The organism is Mesorhizobium sp. M0676, assembly GCF_040320535.1.
In the GTDB taxonomy this organism is placed as follows: domain Bacteria; phylum Pseudomonadota; class Alphaproteobacteria; order Rhizobiales; family Rhizobiaceae; genus Mesorhizobium.
On record NZ_JAMYPU010000009.1, the window covers coordinates 71,504 to 88,821 of the forward strand.

Annotated in this window: 16 protein-coding genes; 8 read left to right on the forward strand and 8 right to left on the reverse strand. The window is 63.4% G+C overall.

Features of this window, described 5'->3' with window-relative positions; all coding sequences use genetic code 11:
- Positions 1–3: 3 nt before the first annotated feature.
- Positions 4–663 (forward strand): HAD family hydrolase, encoded by a 660-nt coding sequence (locus NKI35_RS12185; protein ID WP_023683588.1) that lies wholly within the window; start codon positions 4–6, stop codon positions 661–663.
- A 134-nt stretch (positions 664–797) separates the two neighbouring features.
- A complete protein-coding gene (locus NKI35_RS12190; protein WP_023700458.1) occupies positions 798–2,384 on the forward strand; it encodes an FGGY-family carbohydrate kinase in 1,587 nt (528 codons plus the stop codon).
- A gap of 54 nt (positions 2,385–2,438) precedes the next feature.
- Here the strand turns inward: NKI35_RS12190 and NKI35_RS12195 are convergent, their stop codons facing one another.
- The 7 genes from NKI35_RS12195 to NKI35_RS12225 all read right to left on the reverse strand — a co-directional run bounded on the left by NKI35_RS12195 (position 2,439) and on the right by NKI35_RS12225 (position 9,708).
- Positions 2,439–3,533, reverse strand: a complete 1,095-nt coding sequence (locus tag NKI35_RS12195; RefSeq protein ID WP_023700457.1) for an ABC transporter ATP-binding protein — start codon at positions 3,531–3,533, stop codon at positions 2,439–2,441.
- Between the two features lie 2 nt (positions 3,534–3,535).
- On the reverse strand, positions 3,536–4,582 hold the full coding sequence (locus tag NKI35_RS12200) for an NAD(P)-dependent alcohol dehydrogenase (protein WP_023689173.1): 1,047 nt from the start codon (positions 4,580–4,582) through the stop codon (positions 3,536–3,538).
- Positions 4,583–4,597: 15 nt separating this feature from the next.
- Positions 4,598–5,410, reverse strand: coding sequence for a carbohydrate ABC transporter permease (locus NKI35_RS12205; protein WP_023689174.1), 813 nt, complete (start codon positions 5,408–5,410; stop codon positions 4,598–4,600).
- An 11-nt stretch (positions 5,411–5,421) separates the two neighbouring features.
- On the reverse strand, positions 5,422–6,288 hold the full coding sequence (locus NKI35_RS12210) for a carbohydrate ABC transporter permease (RefSeq protein WP_023707770.1): 867 nt from the start codon (positions 6,286–6,288) through the stop codon (positions 5,422–5,424).
- Positions 6,289–6,385: 97 nt separating this feature from the next.
- Positions 6,386–7,657, reverse strand: a complete 1,272-nt coding sequence (locus tag NKI35_RS12215) for an ABC transporter substrate-binding protein (RefSeq protein WP_023703709.1) — start codon at positions 7,655–7,657, stop codon at positions 6,386–6,388.
- A gap of 229 nt (positions 7,658–7,886) precedes the next feature.
- Positions 7,887–8,804, reverse strand: a complete 918-nt coding sequence (locus tag NKI35_RS12220) for an AraC family transcriptional regulator (protein ID WP_023736914.1) — start codon at positions 8,802–8,804, stop codon at positions 7,887–7,889.
- A 94-nt stretch (positions 8,805–8,898) separates the two neighbouring features.
- Positions 8,899–9,708: a helix-turn-helix transcriptional regulator gene (locus tag NKI35_RS12225; RefSeq protein WP_352626438.1), complete on the reverse strand. Its 810-nt coding sequence runs from the start codon at positions 9,706–9,708 to the stop codon at positions 8,899–8,901.
- A 113-nt stretch (positions 9,709–9,821) separates the two neighbouring features.
- Here NKI35_RS12225 and NKI35_RS12230 point away from each other — a divergent pair, with 113 nt between their 5' ends.
- The 6 genes from NKI35_RS12230 (at position 9,822) to NKI35_RS12255 (ending at position 16,221) form a co-directional block, all read left to right on the forward strand.
- Positions 9,822–10,958: an ABC transporter ATP-binding protein gene (locus tag NKI35_RS12230; protein ID WP_352740175.1), complete on the forward strand. Its 1,137-nt coding sequence runs from the start codon at positions 9,822–9,824 to the stop codon at positions 10,956–10,958.
- Positions 10,939–12,102 (forward strand): ABC transporter substrate-binding protein, encoded by a 1,164-nt coding sequence (locus NKI35_RS12235; protein WP_352740177.1) that lies wholly within the window; start codon positions 10,939–10,941, stop codon positions 12,100–12,102. Before NKI35_RS12230 ends, NKI35_RS12235 begins: the two co-directional genes overlap by 20 nt.
- A 62-nt stretch (positions 12,103–12,164) precedes the next feature.
- Positions 12,165–13,028 carry an ABC transporter permease gene (locus NKI35_RS12240; protein WP_023819732.1) on the forward strand — a complete coding sequence of 288 codons (864 nt, stop codon included), beginning with the start codon at positions 12,165–12,167 and terminating at the stop codon, positions 13,026–13,028.
- Positions 13,028–13,840, forward strand: coding sequence for an ABC transporter permease (locus NKI35_RS12245; RefSeq protein WP_352520603.1), 813 nt, complete (start codon positions 13,028–13,030; stop codon positions 13,838–13,840). The genes NKI35_RS12240 and NKI35_RS12245 overlap by 1 nt, the downstream gene beginning before the upstream one ends.
- A 28-nt stretch (positions 13,841–13,868) precedes the next feature.
- On the forward strand, positions 13,869–14,630 hold the full coding sequence (locus NKI35_RS12250) for an SDR family NAD(P)-dependent oxidoreductase (protein WP_352520602.1): 762 nt from the start codon (positions 13,869–13,871) through the stop codon (positions 14,628–14,630).
- Positions 14,631–14,817: 187 nt separating this feature from the next.
- The gene (locus tag NKI35_RS12255) at positions 14,818–16,221 is read left to right on the forward strand and encodes an MATE family efflux transporter (RefSeq protein ID WP_352740180.1); all 1,404 of its coding nucleotides are present in this window, start codon (positions 14,818–14,820) and stop codon (positions 16,219–16,221) included.
- A 175-nt stretch (positions 16,222–16,396) separates the two neighbouring features.
- On the opposite strand, the gene NKI35_RS12260 is transcribed toward NKI35_RS12255, so the two are convergent.
- A complete protein-coding gene (locus tag NKI35_RS12260) occupies positions 16,397–17,317 on the reverse strand; it encodes a phosphorylase family protein (RefSeq protein ID WP_352463626.1) in 921 nt (306 codons plus the stop codon).
- Between the last annotated feature and the right edge of the window lies 1 nt (position 17,318).

A 17,318-nucleotide genomic window follows, 5' to 3' on the forward strand; every position in this document is an offset into this window, starting at 1 on the left:
GCAATGACGCCCGAACTGGTCATCTTCGACTGTGACGGCGTGCTGGTCGACAGCGAGGCGCTGTCGGTTTCGGCTCTGCTCGGCATGATCTCTGCCGCCGGGGGCTCGGTCAGCGAGGATGCGGCCTACGAGCATTTCCTCGGCAAGAGCATGAAGAGCGTGCGCGAGATACTTCTTCGCGATTTCACCATCGACATCACCGACGTGCACCTGACCGATATGCGCGTCGAGCTGATGCGCAAATTCCGCGAGGAGCTGAAGCCGATTCCCGGCATCAGCGACATCCTGCCGAGGCTGGGCGTGCCCTGCTGCGTCGCTTCCTCCGGCACGCTCGACCGCATTCGCTATGCGCTCGACGTTACCGGCCTGCTCGGCCTGCTCGAGCCCCATCTGTTCAGCGCTGCCATGGTCGCGCGCGGCAAGCCGGCGCCGGATCTTTTTCTCCATGCCGCCGCTGCTATGCGCGCGCATCCCGGTAATTGCATCGTAATCGAGGACAGCCCTGCCGGCATCGCGGCGGCGCGTGCGGCCGGTATGCGCGTCTTTGCTTTCACCGGCGGTTCGCACGCCGGCAACCCGGCCTTGAAAGCGCGGCTTGCGTCGAGTGAACCGGACTTTATATTCGCGGACATGCTGCAATTGCCCGATCTGATTGCAGGCTAGAGCATGATGCCGAAAAGTGTGAAGCGGTTTTCGGACGACATCATGCTCTACTTCTTTGATTTAGAGACGGATTCAGATTTCAGGTCGAACAGACCTGAAATCATCCGGCTCTAGGGAGCGAGAGTAAAAGCATCTTGACGAAAAGCTTCGTTTGCGCGGTCGATGTCGGCACCGGGAGCGCCCGCGCGGGCATTCTCGACACGTCAGGCACCTTGCTCGGCCGCGCCGAGCATCCGATCGTCATGAACCAGCCGCAGGCCGATCACGCCGAGCACAATTCGCAGGATATCTGGTCGGCTGTGTGCATCGCGGTGCGTGCCGCGCGCGAAAAGGCCGGTGTGTCAGCCGACGATATTGTCGGCATGTCGTTCGACGCCACCTGCTCGCTGGTGGTGCTGGACAGGAATGCCGGCCAGCTCAGCGTCTCGGTGACGGGCGAACGGCGCTGGGACACCATCGTCTGGCTCGACCATCGCGCCATCGCCGAGGCAGATGAATGCACCGATAGCGGCCACGCCGTACTCGACTATATCGGTGGCGTCATGTCGCCGGAAATGGCGACGCCGAAGCTGATGTGGCTGAAGCGCAATCTGCCGGGAACTTGGCATGAAGCCGGCTACCTATTCGACCTCACCGATTTCCTGACCTGGAAGGCGACCGGGTCGCTGGCGCGCTCGCAATGCACGCTGACCGCCAAATGGACCTATCTGGCGCATGAGGAAACCGGCTGGCGCCGTGACTTCTTCGACAGGGTCGGGCTTGGCGATCTGTTCGAACACGGCAGCCTGCCGGAGAAGGCAAGTGCTGTCGGCGCAGACATCGGCACGCTCACCCCTGAAGCGGCGGCGGAGTTGGGCTTGAGCGAAAACTGTCGGGTCGGCGCCGGCGTCATCGATGCCTATGCCGGCGCGCTTGGCGTGCTCGGCGGCTTTGCTGGCGACGAGCAGAATATCGGCCGCCATCTGGCATTGATCGCCGGCACCTCGTCCTGCGTCATGGCGATGTCGCCCGACCCGCAGCCTTTCGCCGGCGTCTGGGGTCCATACTATGGCGCCGCACTGCCAAAACTCTGGCTGTCGGAAGGCGGCCAGTCGGCGACCGGTGCGCTGCTCGACCATATCATCCGCTGGCACGGCGCCGGCGGCGAGCCGGACGCGGCCATGCATGCAAAAATCGCCAGGCGCGTCGCCGAACTGCGCAGCACCGAAGGTGACAAGCTGGCGGCAAGGCTGCATGTGCTGCCGGATTTCCATGGCAACCGCTCGCCGCTTGCCGATCCGCATGCGGTCGGTGTGGTCAGCGGGCTGACGCTGGATTCCTCCTTCGACAGTCTGTGCAAGCTGTATTGGCGCACCGCCGTCGGCATCGCGCTCGGCGTGCGCCATGTGCTGGAGGCGCTGAACGAGAACGGCTATCTCATAGACACGCTGCATGTCACCGGCGGCCACACCAAGAACCCGTTGCTGATGGAGCTCTATGCCGACGCCACCGGCTGCGCGGTGATCGAGCCGCTGGCCGACGAAGCCGTTCTGCTCGGCACCGGCATGGTCGCCGCCACTGCCGCTGGCCTGTTCCCGGACCTGAATGCCGCCTGCGTCGCCATGCAGCAAGGCGGCAGGGCGCGCACCTCGAACCCGACCGCGTCAGGCCGCTTCGACCGCGACTACAGGATCTTCCTCGAAATGCACCGCCAGCGGCAGGCGCTCGACGCCATCAACTAGAGCAATTCCAGGAAAAGCGTGAAACGGTTTTCCGTCCGGAATTGCGTACCAAATCTAGGCCTCCTCTCGCCGGCGCAAGGATGCGCCGGTCGCCGCGTCGAACAGATGCACGCTCTCCTCCTCGAATGTGTAGCGCACAGGCGCGCGCAACGCCGGGCATTCGCGGGCCGATACCAACGCGCCGACCTCCTTGCCGCCGCAGGCGAACGTCACCAGCGCGTCATTGCCGTGGAACTCGATGAGGTCGGCGGTGCCTTGCAGAAGATTGATGCTCTGAGCACCGGCGGTCTTCAGGTCCGGCGGTCGGATTCCAAGCACGGCGCGATGGACGCCGCGCAGATCGAAGCCCAGGCCTTCTATGAAGAAGGTCGAGCCGCCGCCTGTCAGCGTCCAGCGTTCGTCCTTCCGCCCGACGGCCACGTCGATGAAATTCATGTTCGGCGTACCGATGAAGCCGGCGACGAACAGATTGCCCGGCTGGCGATAGATCTCGGCCGGCGAGCCGATCTGTTCGATGACGCCATCCCTGAGCAGCACTATCCGGTCGGCCAGCGTCATCGCTTCGAGCTGGTCGTGGGTGACATAGACGGTAGTGGTCTTCAGCGACTGGTGCAGGCGGGCGATTTCGACCCGCATATGGTTGCGAAGTTTGGCGTCGAGATTCGACAGCGGCTCGTCGAACAGGAACACTTTCGGCGTCTTGATCATGGCGCGCGCAATCGCCACGCGCTGCTGCTGGCCGCCGGAAAGTTCGGTCGGCTTGCGGGCGAGGTAAGGTTCGAGGCCGAGCGTCGTTGCCACCGCCTCGACCCGCTTCCGGATCTCGGCCGGGGGCACTTTCTGTCGCTTGAGCCCAAAGGCGATATTGTCGAAGATCGTCATATGCGGGTAGAGCGCATAGTTCTGGAAAACCATGGCAATGCCGCGCTCGCCGGGCTCGAGATCGTTGACCACTTTGCCGCCGATCGACACTTCCCCGCCGCTGATATCCTCCAGTCCGGCCAGCATCCTGAGCAAGGTCGACTTGCCGCAGCCGGACGGGCCGAGGAATACGACGAATTCGTGCTCCTCGATCGAGAGATTGAGGTCTCGGATGACGGTAGTGGCGCCGTAAGCCTTGTCGACATGGGAGCAAACGATCGCGGACATGGTCAGCCCTTCTCGCCGGTAAGAAGGATTTGCAGCTTGACGTCTTGCGGCTTGCCTTGCGCCGCCCGCTCGAAGGCCTCGATGCTGTCCGAGAAATCATAAGTGCCGGTGATCAGCGGCTTGAGGTCGACCTTCCCCGAGGCGATCAGCTGCAGCGCGCGGTCGAAGATGTTGGCGTAACGGAACACCGTCTCGATGCGCACTTCCTTGGAGATCGCCGCCGGAACGTTGAGGCTGACCGGTTCGACCGGCAGTCCGACCAGCACCACCGCGCCGCCCGGCCGCACGACATCGAACAGGTCGGCGAATGCCTTCGGGCTGCCGCTCGCCTCGAACACGATATCCGCGCCCCAATTGTCGGTCGCGGCGGAGACTGCGTCGACCAGCGATTGCTCACCTATATTGACCGGCACGATGCCGGGATATTGCGCGGCAATATCGAGCTTGGGTGCGGAAAAATCGGAGATCAGCACCTTCGAGCAGCCGCCGGCCAGCGCCGCCAGCGCGATCATGATGCCGATCGGGCCGCAGCCGACGACGACGGCGACGTCGCCAGGCACGATGCGGGCGCGGCTCGCCGCCTGCATGCCGATGGCAAAGGGTTCGACCATCGCGCCTTCGGCGAAGGTGACATTGTCCGGCAGTCTGTAGGTGAAGGCGGCCGGGTGCACGGCATAGGGCGCCAGCACGCCATGCACAGGCGGCGTCGCCCAGAAGGAGACGTCAGGGTCGACATTGTAGATGCCGAGCCTCGTCGCGCGCGACGACAGGTTCGGCACGCCCGGCTCCATGCAGACGCGGTCGCCGACCTTCAGCGTGCCGACATTGGCGCCGATCTCGACGATCGTTCCCGCGGCTTCGTGGCCGAGCACCATCGGGGCCCGCACGACATAGCTGCCGATGGCGCCATGGGTGTAATAGTGCACGTCGCTGCCGCAGACGCCGACCGTGTGGATGGCGATCTTGACATCGCCCGGTCCGACGTCGAGCGGCAGCGCGATCTCGCGCAGCGACAGTTCGCCTTTTTTCTCAAGCACCAGTGCCCGCATAGGTAAGTCCTCGCATCAAGTCTTTTTTTGCCGGAAAACGGAATTCAGGAAGCCGCTGAGCACGCCCAGGAACAGCAGCGGCGGTAGCGACAACAGCACGACCGAGGCGTTGAGGATTCCCCACGGCACGTTCATGCCTTGCTGTGAAAGTTCGGAAGCGACGATCGGCAATGTCTTGGCGTTGGAACTGGACAGCATCAGCGCGATCAGGAATTCGTTCCACACCAGCACGAAGCTGAAGGCGACGGCGCCGATCAGCGAGCGCGCCGCTACCGGCAGCGCAATGCGCCAGAACACCGAGTAAGCGCCGTAGCCGTCGAGGAAAGCGGCTTCCTCGATTTCCTTAGGCACGGCCTGGAAGGCGGGAATGGCGAGCCACATGATCACCGAGATGGTGAGCAGCGAATAGGTGACGATCAGCGCCGGCAAGGTGTCGTAGAGCCCGATCTGCAGCCAGATCACCATCAGCGGAATGGCGACTGCCACCGGGGGCAGGAAGCGCAGCGACAACACGAAGAACTGGATGTCGCCAGCGAAGCGATTGGGATAGCGCGCCACCGCATAGGCTGCCGGAAGGCCGAGCATGACGCCGATCAGCACGGCGACGCCGCAGGAAATGACCGAGTTATAGAGACCGGTCATTACGCTGTCGCGGCCGATGATGTAGCTGATATTGTCGAAGGTCGGGGTAAACACCAGGCGCGGCACGCGGGTGATGATGTCGACATTGTTCTTCAGCGAATTGACCGCCGTCCAGGCGAGCGGAAACACCGCCATGAAGCCGGCGAAGGCCAGGATGATCTTGCCGATGAGGCGGCCCGGTCTCATGCGATACGGCCTCATGCCTGCACCCGCTTCCACAGCATGGTGAAGGTGATGACAGTCGCGATCATCATCAGCACCGCCATGGCCGAGGCATAGGACACCTTGCCGGATTCGATGAAGCCTTGCGAGAAGGCGTACATGTCGAGCGTCTCGGTCGCCACGCCCGGCCCGCCGCGCGTCATCACATAAATCAGGTCGAAGGAGCGCAGCGATTCGATCATCTTGACGAACATCAGGCTGATCAGCGGCGCCTTCAGCATCGGCAAGGTCACATAGGCGTGGATCTGCCAGCGCTTGGCATGGTCGAGCCGCGCTGCCTCGATCGGCTGCGGCGGCAGCGTTTCCAGCAGCTTCAGCACGATGACGGCAAAGAACAGTCCCCACTGCCACACATCGACCGAGGCGACGGCAAACAGGGCCGTCGCTGGCTTCGAAAGCGGGTCGAAGATCAGCCCGCCGGTGATCAGCCGGTAGGGGTAGGTGGCGATGCCGTAGAGCGGATGATAGGCGAACTTCCACACGAAAGCCGCCGACACGCGCGGCAACAGCACCGGGATGATGAACAGCAGGCAGTAGATGTTGCGCAGCCGCGGCGACGCCACTTCGAACATCAGCACGCCGAGCCCGATGGCCACCATCATCGTTGCCACGACGGTGACGATTTCCCACTTCACCGAAACCCAGACCGCGTTGAGGAAACGCCGGTCGGCGAACAGGTCGATGAAGTTCGACAACCAGACCCAGGAATAGTCCGAGGAACTCAGCTCGCGGTTCTGCAGGGCGATGACGATGGCGTAGAGCGTCGGCACCATCGACAGCACCAGAAGAATGGCGAGCGTCGGAACCAGAAACGTCACGGGCAGGGAAGAGCGTCGGCGCATGGCCTATCCTCGGGCTGTGCCTTTTTGGAGAGAACCCGCGGCGCACAGTCCCGGCATCCGGTCGAATGCCGTGGACGGCGCGCCGCGGGCGGGAGGATTACTTCTTCTTCACCAGCTCGTCGGCGTAGGCCTCGAGTTCGTCGAGGCCGCCCTTGACGTCGGTGCGCGTGCCGGTGACCAGCTCTTCCAGGATGATGCCCCAGCGGTCGCCGAGATCAGGCCAGCGCGGATCCTGCCAGAAGTTCACTGCCGTCACCTTGCCGGTATCGGCAAGCGCCTGGCCGAGATCGGCGCCATAGATGTCGGCGAACTCCTTGCTGGACAGCACGCTGGTGCGGTTGAGCTCGCCGAATTGGTGCGCGTCGAGCCGGCGCTTCTCATTCTCCTTCGACGTCGCCCAGGCGATGAACAGGCCGGCGCATTGCTTCGCGGCGTCATCGGCATTGGCCTTGGCGGCGATGGCGAGGCCATGGCCGTAGCCGCCGCCGGTCAGTGGCGAAGGCGGCGGCAGGAAGCCGATCTTGCCGACCACTTGCGAGGTCTTCGGGTCGACCGCCATGCCCGACAGCGGCGTCGACTCGACGAGGATGGCGACCTGGCCCGACAGGAAGGCGCCGGTCGATTCATCCCAGCTGCCGGTCTGCGTGCCGGGCGCTGAATCCTTGAACAGTTTAAGATAGGTCTCGGTCGCTTTGACCGCGGCCTCGGAGTTGAAAGCCGGCTTGTCACCGTCGAACCATTTTCCGCCATAGGCCTTGAAGAACGGCATCCAGCGCCAGACATTGGCGCCCGAGCCACGCGCGCCGCGCAGCGCGATGCCGTACATGCCCTTGTCGGGATCGGTCAGCTTCGGCACGTCGGCGATCAACTCGTCCAGCGTCTTCGGCGGCTGGATGCCGGCGGCTTCCAGAATGTCCTTGCGGTAGACCATCAGGTCGCCGCCGCCGGTCAGCGGCGCGAACCACACCTTGCCGTCATAGGTGGCGACCTTCTGCCGGCCCGGGTCGAAATCGGCGTAGTCGTAGTCAGCCGGGTAATAGTCGGTGAGCGGCACGATCCATTTCGACGAGGCGAACAGCGCCACATTGGCTTCGTCGACATAGTAGACGTTGTAGTTGCCCACCGTGGACGCATCGGCGCGCGATTTTGCCCGGCGGTCGTTCTCGTTGAGATAGTCGATCTGGAAGCTGGCGCCGGCCAGTTTCTGGAACTCGTCCTTGGACGCCTCCAGCAGCGTCAGCCCGTCACGCGGTTGCGCCAGCACCTTGACCGGCGCCGAGCAGACCGGCGCCGCCAGCGCCATGGTCGAGAGGGTCGTGGTAAGCATGAAAGCTGCGCTTATGCTCGCAGCGAGCCGAATTGGTTTCATTGATTTTCTCCTCCAGGAACAGTCGCAGGAAGCGGAAGTCTTCGGTTGCGCGATCCTCGCCATCGCCCGAGCGACAAGCCACCCATCGCCAAAATGAGGAGTTGCTAAAGGCCGCGCTAGAAGCCCCGTTGCAGCAGACCTGTACTTTTATGCATTGTGCGCTGCAAAATCCGGCCCGCCTGCACGGCCTCTGTCACATGAGTACCGATGGAGTGAGGAAGGCCGGTTTTCAGGCGCGCATCGTCATCCGCTGCTTCGACAGCTTGCGGTAGGATGACGGCGTCATCCGGTGCTTGCGCAGGAAGGCGCGGTTGAAGTTGGAGATGTTCATGTAGCCGACCTGGAAGCAGATGTCGGTGATCGGAATATCGGTGTCCGCCAGCAGCTTGCAGGCTTGCCAGAGCCGGAGCTTGGCGATGTGGTCGCTGAAACTGTTGCCGGTGTTTTTCTGGAAGAAGCGCGAAAACGTGCTTTCGCTCATCCCCGCCAGCTCCGCCGCCTCCGGCAGCTTCAGGTCCTCGGCGAAGTGCTGGAAGAGATAGGTCAGCGTGCGCTGGATGATGTCCAGCGAGGTTGCGTCGAGCGCGGGTGAGAAATCCGGCGAGGACAAAAGCTCGTATTCGTCTGTCCTGGCCAGCAAATCGACCAGTTCGAGGAAGAGGCAAAACCGGGCGAGCCCGTGCACCGTGCCCATCCGTTCCATCAGCGCGGCGCCTTCGAGCGCGGCGCGGCCATGGAAGACCATGCCGCGCAGCGATCGCTCCAGGAACGGTTCCAGTTCGCGCAGCTCCGGCAGCAGTCCCGCCGAGCCGCGCAGCCGCTGCGGATCGAATTGCAGCACGATGTCGCGTCCTTCGATCAGCTCGCCGGGTTGCACCGATGTCACCCAGTCATGCGGCAGCCCGCCGCCGACGATGCTCAGATAGCCCGGCCCGAATTCGCCGATGTGATCGCCGACCAGCGCGACCCCGGAAGACTTCCTCAGGAGATGGATCTCGTATTCCGGATGAAAATTCCAGACATTGCGCTCCCAGGGATAGTCGTCGAGCCGCCACAGGAAACTGTCGCTCGCCTCGGTGACGATGTGCTCGAAAGCCGGCACCGTGCGAGGGATCGCGGCCGTGTTCTTTCTGCGCCTGAATGCCATCGTCTGCTCTCCGGGGCGTATGAGGAAGCGACTGGTTTCGGGTAATCCGTAGCAGTCTGTCGCCCGCAAGTGAACGATGTCTGCCTCAGCGATTTCAACGCCGGCTCTCGATGATCTCAATGAAGCGGGCGAACAGCCCGGCCTGGGATTTGATGCCGAGTTTGCGATGGATGTTGCGGCGATGGACCTTCACCGTTCCCGGCACGATGCGCATGGCTCTTGCGATCGACTCGGTGGAATGCCCCTGCAGCACCAGATCGACGACATGCTTTTCGCGCGGGGTCAGCGACAGGCTTTCCCAAATGTGGGCGCGGTCGAACTCGTTGACGGCGGCGATCGTCTCGCCCTGCTCCGCTTCGTCCTGCTCCTCGGCCGCAAGTGCGGGCCAGCGCAACCGGGCGAAGTTGATGACCGCCGGCGCCATGTCGCGCAGCAGCCTGGCATCGGCGGTGCCGAAGGGACCCGAGGCGTGCAATCGCATCAGCGACAGCACCAGCGCATCCTTGCCGGGCAGCGGCACGAAGAAGCCGACCTCCTCGGCCAGCCTTGTCTGGCTATAGTAGGTGCGAAAATACTCGCTGGCATAGAAGCGGTCGGGCGCCAGTTCGCGCATGCGCCAGAACCCCTCCTTGCGCTCCACCGCCGCGTGATGAAATGGGTCGAGCAGATAAGGTCCTTCCTGATAGAGCGTGACGAAGACATGGCTCTCGTCAGGCGAGAAGGTTTCGAACAGCAGCGGCGGCCGCGAGGCGCCGCGGTAACCGAAGATCACGCAGTGGTCGAAGCCGACATGCTGGCTCAACCAGCCGACCATTGCCTTGCCGAACAGGTCGCCGCTCGTCTCCCGTGTCGCCGCGACAAGGGCTGCGAGCCGGCTGTATTCGTCGCTGCGGGACGCACTCAATCTATACCCCCTTAAACGAGAAAATAGATCAGATATACCACCAGCGAGGTATATACTAGACGCCATTGGCTCTGGTAGCGTCCTAGAATAGCCCTGTTGCTGGAGCCAGCACTTTGACCGCAGTGCCCGACATCGAGTTTCGCGGCGTCACCAAGCGCTATGGCGCTGTGACCGCCGTCAGCGGCATCGATCTGGCTGTGCCGCCCTCCGCCTTTGTCGCCCTTCTCGGACCGTCCGGCTGCGGCAAGACCACATGCCTGCGCATGATCGGCGGCTTCGAGCAGCCGAGCGAAGGCCAGGTGTTCATCCGTGGCCGGGACATGGCCGGAACGCCGCCCTATCGCCGGCCGGTCAACATGGTGTTCCAGCAATACGCGCTGTTTCCGCACCTCGATGTGGAAGCCAATGTGTCCTACGGGCTGCGCCAGGCACGGCCACGCCTGTCGTCGCAGGAAATCGGCCGGCGCGCCGGCGAGGCGCTCGAAATGGTGCGGCTCGCCGGCTATGGCCGCCGCAAGATCCACGAACTCTCCGGCGGCCAGCAGCAGCGCGTCGCGCTGGCGCGCGCACTGGTCAACAAGCCGGCGGTGCTTTTGCTCGACGAGCCGCTGGCGGCGCTCGACAAGAAACTGCGCACCGATATGCAGATCGAGCTGCAGAACCTGCAGCGCGAGATCGGCATCACCTTCGTGCTGGTGACCCACGACCAGGAGGAAGCGCTGTCGATGAGCGACTTCGTCTGCGTCATGAATGGCGGCCGCATCGTACAACTCGGCCAGCCGAGCGAGATCTATGACGAGCCGGCCGACCTGTTCGTCGCCGACTTCGTCGGAAAGACCAATCTGTTGGGCGGCAAGGTTGCCGGGCATACAGGCGATCTTGTCAATGTGGCGCTTGCGGACGGAACCGTCATTGCCGCGCGCAAACGAACCGCCTTGCAGCAGGGCGAGACCGTTTCTGTCAGCCTGCGTCCTGAATCGCTAAGCCTCGGCGCCACCAAAGGCAGCCCTTTCAAGGGCATCGTGCGCAACCGGATCTTCTTGGGCTCGACGGCGGAATACGCCGTCGAGGTGCAGGGCATCGGAACGCTGCTGGCCAAGGCCGACCATGTGATCGGCCATGGCAATCTCTTCAAGCCGGGTGAACCCGTCGCCATCGGCTTTGCCTCCGGGACGCCGCTGGCGTTTCCGGAGACCAAGAACAACGGGACCAACCAGAGGGTAGCAAAAAATGTCGAAATCATATCGTGACGGACTGCCGATTAGCTCTGAGAACTTCGTCGACCAGCTGATGCGCCTGAAGCGCGGCTCGATCGGCCGCCGCGATTTCCTCGGCCTCACCGGCCTGGGCATCGCAACCGCGGTGATGGCGCGCGAGCTCGGCATCATGCCGACGCCGGCCTTCGCCGCCGAAAACCTCGGCGACCGCATGTCGATCGCCACCTGGCCGAACTATCACGACCCGCAGACCTTCGAGAATTTCAAGAAGGACACCGGCGTCGCCGTCGAGGTCAACGTCTTCGGCTCCAATGAGGAGATGCTTGCCAAGCTGCAGGCCGGCGCCTCGGGCTGGAGCCTGTTCGTACCGACCAACTACACGATCTCGACCTACAAGAAACTCGGCATCATCGATCCGCTCGACATGGCCAAGCTGCCGAATTTCGACAGCTCCCAGGAGGACCCGCGCTTCACCTCGGAAGGCACGATCGACGGCACGACCTACGCGGTGCCGAAGAACTGGGGCACCACGGGCTTTGCCGTCAACACCAAGAAGCTGGCCAAGCCGATGACCAGCTGGAAGGAATTCTGGGACGTCGCCATGGCTGAGGGCGATGGCCGCACCATGGTGCACGACTACCAGCTGACCACCATCGGCAACGCGCTGAAATATTACGGCTATTCCTTCAACTCGCTGAAGCAGGATGAACTCGCCAAGGCCGAGGAGCTGCTGCTCAAGGTCAAGCCGCATCTGTTCGCGGTCTCGTCCGACTACCAGCCGGGCATGCGGGCGGGCGACGCCTGGCTGACCATGTGCTGGACGAATGATGGCGCACAGCTGCATCGCGATATCCCGGAGATCGCCTATGTGCTGGGCAAGGAGGGCGGCGAGATCTGGACCGATTTCTACGCCATCCCGAAGGACGCGCCGAACAAGCCGGCCGGCTATGCCTTGCTCAACTATCTGATGACCCCTGAGGTCGCGGTGAAGGAGCATCTCGCCAATGGCGCGCCCTCGACCGACGCACGCGTCAACAAGCTGCTGCCCAAGGAAGTGCTCGACAATCCGATCCTCTATCCTGCGGCGGACCTGTTGACGCCGCTCGAGTTCGGCGCGGCGGCAACACTGACCGATCCCGGCCGGGCCGAGCTGATGGCGCGCTTCAAGTCGGCTTGAGGCTGGCCTGACGCAAACGGAAAACCGGCGGGCCTAGGTCCGCCGGCATCGGGGCGGTTTCCATGCACGGCAACAGATTTCGGCATAACATCCTGACAGCGCTGCTGCTCGCTCCGGCTACAGCGTGGCTGGTGGTGTTTCTGGTGTTGCCGTTCGTCGCCATTGCCGTGTTCAGCGTCGGCGAGCGGGCGCCGGAGGGCGGCTACCAGGCCGCCTTCACGCTGGCGCAATACGCCAACCTCCCGGCGCGGGCGACCGCCTTCTGGAACACGATGATGCTGGCGCCGGTGGGCGCGCTTGCCTGTCTGCTCGTCGCCTACCCGGTCGCCTACTATCTTGCCCTGAAGGCGCCGGAGCGCTGGCGGCTGATCCTACTTGCGCTCGTCGTCATTCCGTTCTGGACCAGCCTTTTGATGCGCACCTACGCCTGGATGTACATTCTGGGCGGACGCGGCATTCCCGCACTGCTGGCCTTTGTCGGCATCGAGGATGTCAGGCTGATCAACACGCCGGGCGCCGTGCTGCTCGGCATCGTCTACGGCTATTTGCCGCTGATGATCCTGCCGATCTATGTCAGTCTCGAGCGGCTCGACCGAAGGCTGCTGGAAGCCTCCGCCGATCTCGGCGCGACGCCGCTCTCGACGTTTCTGGGTGTCACCCTGAAGCTGTCGCTGCCGGGCGTCATGACCGGCTTCTCACTGGTCATGATCCTGTTGCTTGGCGAATACCTGATCCCGACCCTGCTTGGCGGCGGCAAGGTGTTCTTCATCGGCAACGCGCTGGTCGACCTGTTCCTGCAGTCGCGCAACTGGCCGTTCGGATCGGCCATCGCCATCACGCTGGTGGCGGTTTCGGTGGTGGTGCTGATCGCGGCAAACCGCATTTCGACACGGGTGTCGGGCGCCCGCAGGGTGGATCTGATCTGATGCGCGCCTTCGTCACAGCCGTCTTCGCCTTCCTCTATCTGCCGATTGCGTTGGTCGTGCTGTTTTCCTTCAACGCCGGCCGCCATGCCAGCGAGTTCACCGGCTTTTCGGTGCAGTGGTACGGCACGGCGCTGTCGAACCCGTTCCTGGTCGAGGCATTGAAGAACAGCCTGTTCATCGCCACCACCAGCGCGCTTCTGGCGGCGGTGTGCGGCACGGCAGCCGCACTCGGCCTGGCGCGGGTCGGGCTCAGAACCCGCGCCGTCTTCGACGCGCTGATGGGTGCCGCGATCGTCGTTCCCGGCGTCGTCATCGGCATCTCGACGCTCGTTGCGCTGGTCCAGCTGTTTGGCGTGCTCAACCCGTTCCTCGCCTCGATCTGGCCCGACGATCAACCGCCGCGCCTGTCACTCGGCTATGGATCGATCATCGCCGCGCACGGCCTGTTTTCGATGGCGTTGGTGACGATAATCGTCGGCACGCGTCTCGCCAGCCTCGACCGCAACCTGGTTGAGGCCTCGAGCGATCTCTACGCCACGCCGCTGACGACGTTCCGCTCGATCGTGCTGCCGCAGATCATGCCGGCTGTGGTCGCCGGTTTCCTGCTCGCCTTCACCTTCTCCTTCGACGATTTCATCGTCGCCTTCTTCGTCGCCGGCGCGCAGACGACGCTGCCGATCTATGTCTTCGCCTCGATCCGGCGCGGCGTGACGCCGGAAATCAACGCCATCGCCAGCATCGTGCTCGTCGCCTCGGTTCTTCTGGTGGTGCTTGCCCAATGGCAGCTGCGCCAGCGCCAGCCGTCAAACTGAACAAGCCATCCAGCTGAAAGACAAATTCATGATCCTTAGAGACCGCATCGCCGTGGTGACGGGCGCCGGTTCCGGCATCGGCCGCGCCGGCGCCATGATCATGGCCAGGGAAGGCGCTGTGGTGGTCATCGCCGACCGGGATAAGACCAGCGGCGAGACGACAGCGGCGGACATCCGGGCAGTGGGCGGGCAGGCCGGGGCGATTGTCACCGACGTCTCTGACGACGCCGCGGTCGAGAAGCTCATCGCAGGCACTCTCGGCAAGTATGGCCGCATCGACATTCTGCACAATCACGCCGGCATCCAGGTCGGCGGCACGCTGACCGAGGTCGAGGTCGATGGTATGGATGCGTCATGGCGCATCAATGTACGGGCGCAGTTTCTGGCCGCGCGGCTGGTCATGCCGGCAATGGTCGCGCAAGGCGGCGGCGTCATCCTCAACACGGCCTCGAATTCCGGCGTGTTCTACGATCGCGAAATGATCGCCTATGCCACCTCCAAACATGCGGTTGTGGCGATGACCAGGCAGATGTCGCTCGACTATGCCCGGCACAATGTGCGCGTCAACGCGCTCTGCCCCGGTTGGGTCGACACGCCCTTCAACGAGCCGTTCATCGCCCAGATGGGCGGACGCGAGGCGATCGAGACCTATGTCCGCACCAAGATTCCGATGGGCCGCTGGGCGAGCGCCGAAGAGATCGCCGAAGCGATCCTGTTCCTCGTCTCCGACCGCTCATCCTTCATGACCGGCCAGGCACTGGTGATCGACGGCGGCGAAAGCATCGGTTGATGCAAGGGCAGCCGGATAGGAGGGTTCCCGCCTCTGGCTCAATCGCCGGCTGCCCGTCCTCCCTTGCCTTCATGCCGCATTTCGTCCAATAGAACGACGCAAACGCTGCGAAACCGAAGGTTTTGCCGTTTGGAAGTGCGGCTTCCGGCCTCGTTGCCGACGCGCCGCAATCGGAAAGAGCAGGACAATGTCTGCGATCGAAGCCGGCGCTCGTGCGCCGGAAAATCTTTGGCGTCAGGAAATCAGGGCGACGCTGGCGCTGGCTTGGCCGATGGTGCTCACCAATCTCGGCCAGACCGCGATGACCGCCACCGACGTCATGATGATGGGGCGTCTGGGCGCGGACACGCTGGCCAGCGGCGCGCTTGGCGCCAATCTCTATTTCATGCCGCTGATCTTCGGCCTCGGCCTGATGCTGGCGACCTCGCCGATGATCGCCACCGAGCTTGGCCGCCAGCGCTATTCGGTGCGCGATTTGCGCCGTACCGTGCGCCAGGGCCTGTGGCTGGCGATCCTGATCTCGATCCCGATCTGGATCGTGCTGTGGCATGGCGAGGCCATTCTGCTGGCCATGGGCCAGGAGCCGGCATTGGCGCATCAGGCTGGCATCTATCTGCGCTGGCTGGAATGGGCGGTGCTGCCTTTCTACGGCTATATCGTGCTGCGCTCGTTCATCTCGGCGCTGGAGCGGCCGGGCTGGGCGCTGATCATCGTCTTCGTCGCCGTCGCCTGCAACGCCTTCTTCAACTGGGTGTTCATGTTTGGCAATCTCGGCGTCACCTCGATGGGCATTGCCGGTTCGGGGCTGGCGACCACGCTGTCGAGCACGCTGATGTTCTGCGGCCTGGCAGCCGTGGTGATGCTGGAGAAGAAGTTCCGCCGCTACCGCCTGTTTGGTCGCTTCTGGCGCTCCGACTGGCCGCGTTTCAAGGGTCTGCTGCGGCTCGGCATGCCGATCGCCGGCATCCTCGCCTTCGAGGTGACGATCTTCAATGCAGCAGCCTTGCTGATGGGCCTGATCGATGCGGATTCGCTCGCCGCGCACGCTATCGCAATCCAGATCGCCTCGATCTCCTTCATGGTGCCGCTCGGTCTCAACCAGGCCGTCACCGTGCGCGTCGGGCTGGCCCACGGCGCCGGCGATCCGGCAGGCGTTTCGCGCGCCGGCTGGACCGCCTTCGTCATCGGCGTCTCGTCCATGGCGCTGATGGCGCTGGTGATGGTGCTGTGGCCGCATCTGTTGATCAGCGCCTTCATCGACATGACCGATCCGGCGAACGCCAGGGTGATCGCGCTGGCCGTGTCGTTCCTGGCCTTTGCCGCGCTGTTTCAGATCTTCGACGGCGCGCAGGCCGTTGCCGCCGGCATGCTGCGCGGCCTGCACGACACCAAGCTGCCGATGATCTATGCCGCCATCGGCTATTGGGGCATCGGCCTGCCGCTCGGCGTGCTGCTCGCCTTCCATTTCGGCCTGCACGGCGTCGGCATTTGGATCGGCCTGGCGTCGGGTCTGGCCGTGGTGGCGGTGCTGCTGCTCGCGCGCTGGCTGCGGCGGGACCGCATCGCACCGCCGCTCGTCTTCAGCCATTGAAGACGCACCAAGCGGTCCGCCAACTGCCCGAAGCAGTCACTGCAGAGCAGATGTCTGGTTGTCGCCTTTTGGACCGGAAGCGGCCGAACGCTTCGGGCGTGGGATCTTCAAAAGCGGACTCTCAGTTCGACGCGAGCATCGTTGCGAGTGAACGATCCCAGACTCTCGCTGCTTTTCAGAACCGGGTAGAACGCTCTGCCGGTTGGGGCGACTTCAAGCCGTGGCAAGAGCATTCCGGATTGGCCGGAAGTCGCGCCGCGGTCTCCAGCGCAACCCGCGAGGCTGTCATAGAGAGGCTCGGCAGCACGTGCTCCTGCAGCAATTTCTGGCGCTCGCGGTCCATATAGTCGTTGAAGCCGGCCGTGACGAACGCCAGGGGCACGAAACAGGCGCCGATCTCGCGCGATAAGGTGGCCTCAGGGGCGATCGAGTGGTTGAGCACGTCCGCTCCCATGTTTCGATACGCCAGAGCTTCGGCGGGAGTTGTCAGTCGCGGCCCGTAGCAGTGGGCAGCCACCAGCTGCTGCTCGATGCCATGGACGCGGCATCCGGCTGGCCAATGGCGCCGGGCGGTCTCGGCCAACAATGCCGCACATCTTGGACATACGATCTGCTTGCCCGAGCAGTCGAAGCTCTGGCGGCCAGGCAGAAGTGAAAACGGGGTCTGCGACAGTTCGATGATATCGGCGTTTACGACTATGTCGCCGGGCTGGATCGCCTTGTTGACGGCGCCAACGGTCGAGCAGGCCAGCACTTGCCTTACACCCGCTTTCATCAAGACCCAGAACGCGCGGCGATGACAGGAATGGTCGATATGGTCTCGGGGATTGCCGTGCGAATACATGCACAGGGCACGTTTCGTTTTGCCCTCGACGGTAATAGATGCATCGAATTCGAGCAGTTTCCAATTGTCGCTGGGACCGAAAGGGGTTTCGAAACTCATGTCTCGTTGCAAGGTGCGGACGCCATCGACTTCGACATCTTCCGGAAAGGCGAGACCCCAATTCGCCGAGCCGGTGATGATCGCCAACCCCACCTGGGGTATGTCCGTTGAATGATCCGCCAGATCGTCGGCTGCATGATGATTGTTGGGCATG

Excerpts from the sequence above, each read along its gene's own strand:
- NKI35_RS12260 (WP_352463626.1), bottom strand. The coding sequence starts at position 17,317 with ATGCCCAACAATCATCATGCAGCCGACGATCTGGCGGATCATTCAACG.
- NKI35_RS12210 (WP_023707770.1), bottom strand. The coding sequence starts at position 6,288 with ATGCGCCGACGCTCTTCCCTGCCCGTGACGTTTCTGGTTCCGACGCTC.
- NKI35_RS12245 (WP_352520603.1), top strand. The coding sequence starts at position 13,028 with ATGCGCGCCTTCGTCACAGCCGTCTTCGCCTTCCTCTATCTGCCGATT.
- NKI35_RS12235 (WP_352740177.1), top strand. The coding sequence starts at position 10,939 with ATGTCGAAATCATATCGTGACGGACTGCCGATTAGCTCTGAGAACTTC.
- NKI35_RS12255 (WP_352740180.1), top strand. The coding sequence starts at position 14,818 with ATGTCTGCGATCGAAGCCGGCGCTCGTGCGCCGGAAAATCTTTGGCGT.
- NKI35_RS12220 (WP_023736914.1), bottom strand. The coding sequence starts at position 8,804 with ATGGCATTCAGGCGCAGAAAGAACACGGCCGCGATCCCTCGCACGGTG.
- NKI35_RS12185 (WP_023683588.1), top strand. The coding sequence starts at position 4 with ATGACGCCCGAACTGGTCATCTTCGACTGTGACGGCGTGCTGGTCGAC.
- NKI35_RS12215 (WP_023703709.1), bottom strand. The coding sequence starts at position 7,657 with ATGAAACCAATTCGGCTCGCTGCGAGCATAAGCGCAGCTTTCATGCTT.
- NKI35_RS12250 (WP_352520602.1), top strand. The coding sequence starts at position 13,869 with ATGATCCTTAGAGACCGCATCGCCGTGGTGACGGGCGCCGGTTCCGGC.
- NKI35_RS12195 (WP_023700457.1), bottom strand. The coding sequence starts at position 3,533 with ATGTCCGCGATCGTTTGCTCCCATGTCGACAAGGCTTACGGCGCCACT.
- NKI35_RS12205 (WP_023689174.1), bottom strand. The coding sequence starts at position 5,410 with ATGAGACCGGGCCGCCTCATCGGCAAGATCATCCTGGCCTTCGCCGGC.
- NKI35_RS12240 (WP_023819732.1), top strand. The coding sequence starts at position 12,165 with ATGCACGGCAACAGATTTCGGCATAACATCCTGACAGCGCTGCTGCTC.
- NKI35_RS12200 (WP_023689173.1), bottom strand. The coding sequence starts at position 4,582 with ATGCGGGCACTGGTGCTTGAGAAAAAAGGCGAACTGTCGCTGCGCGAG.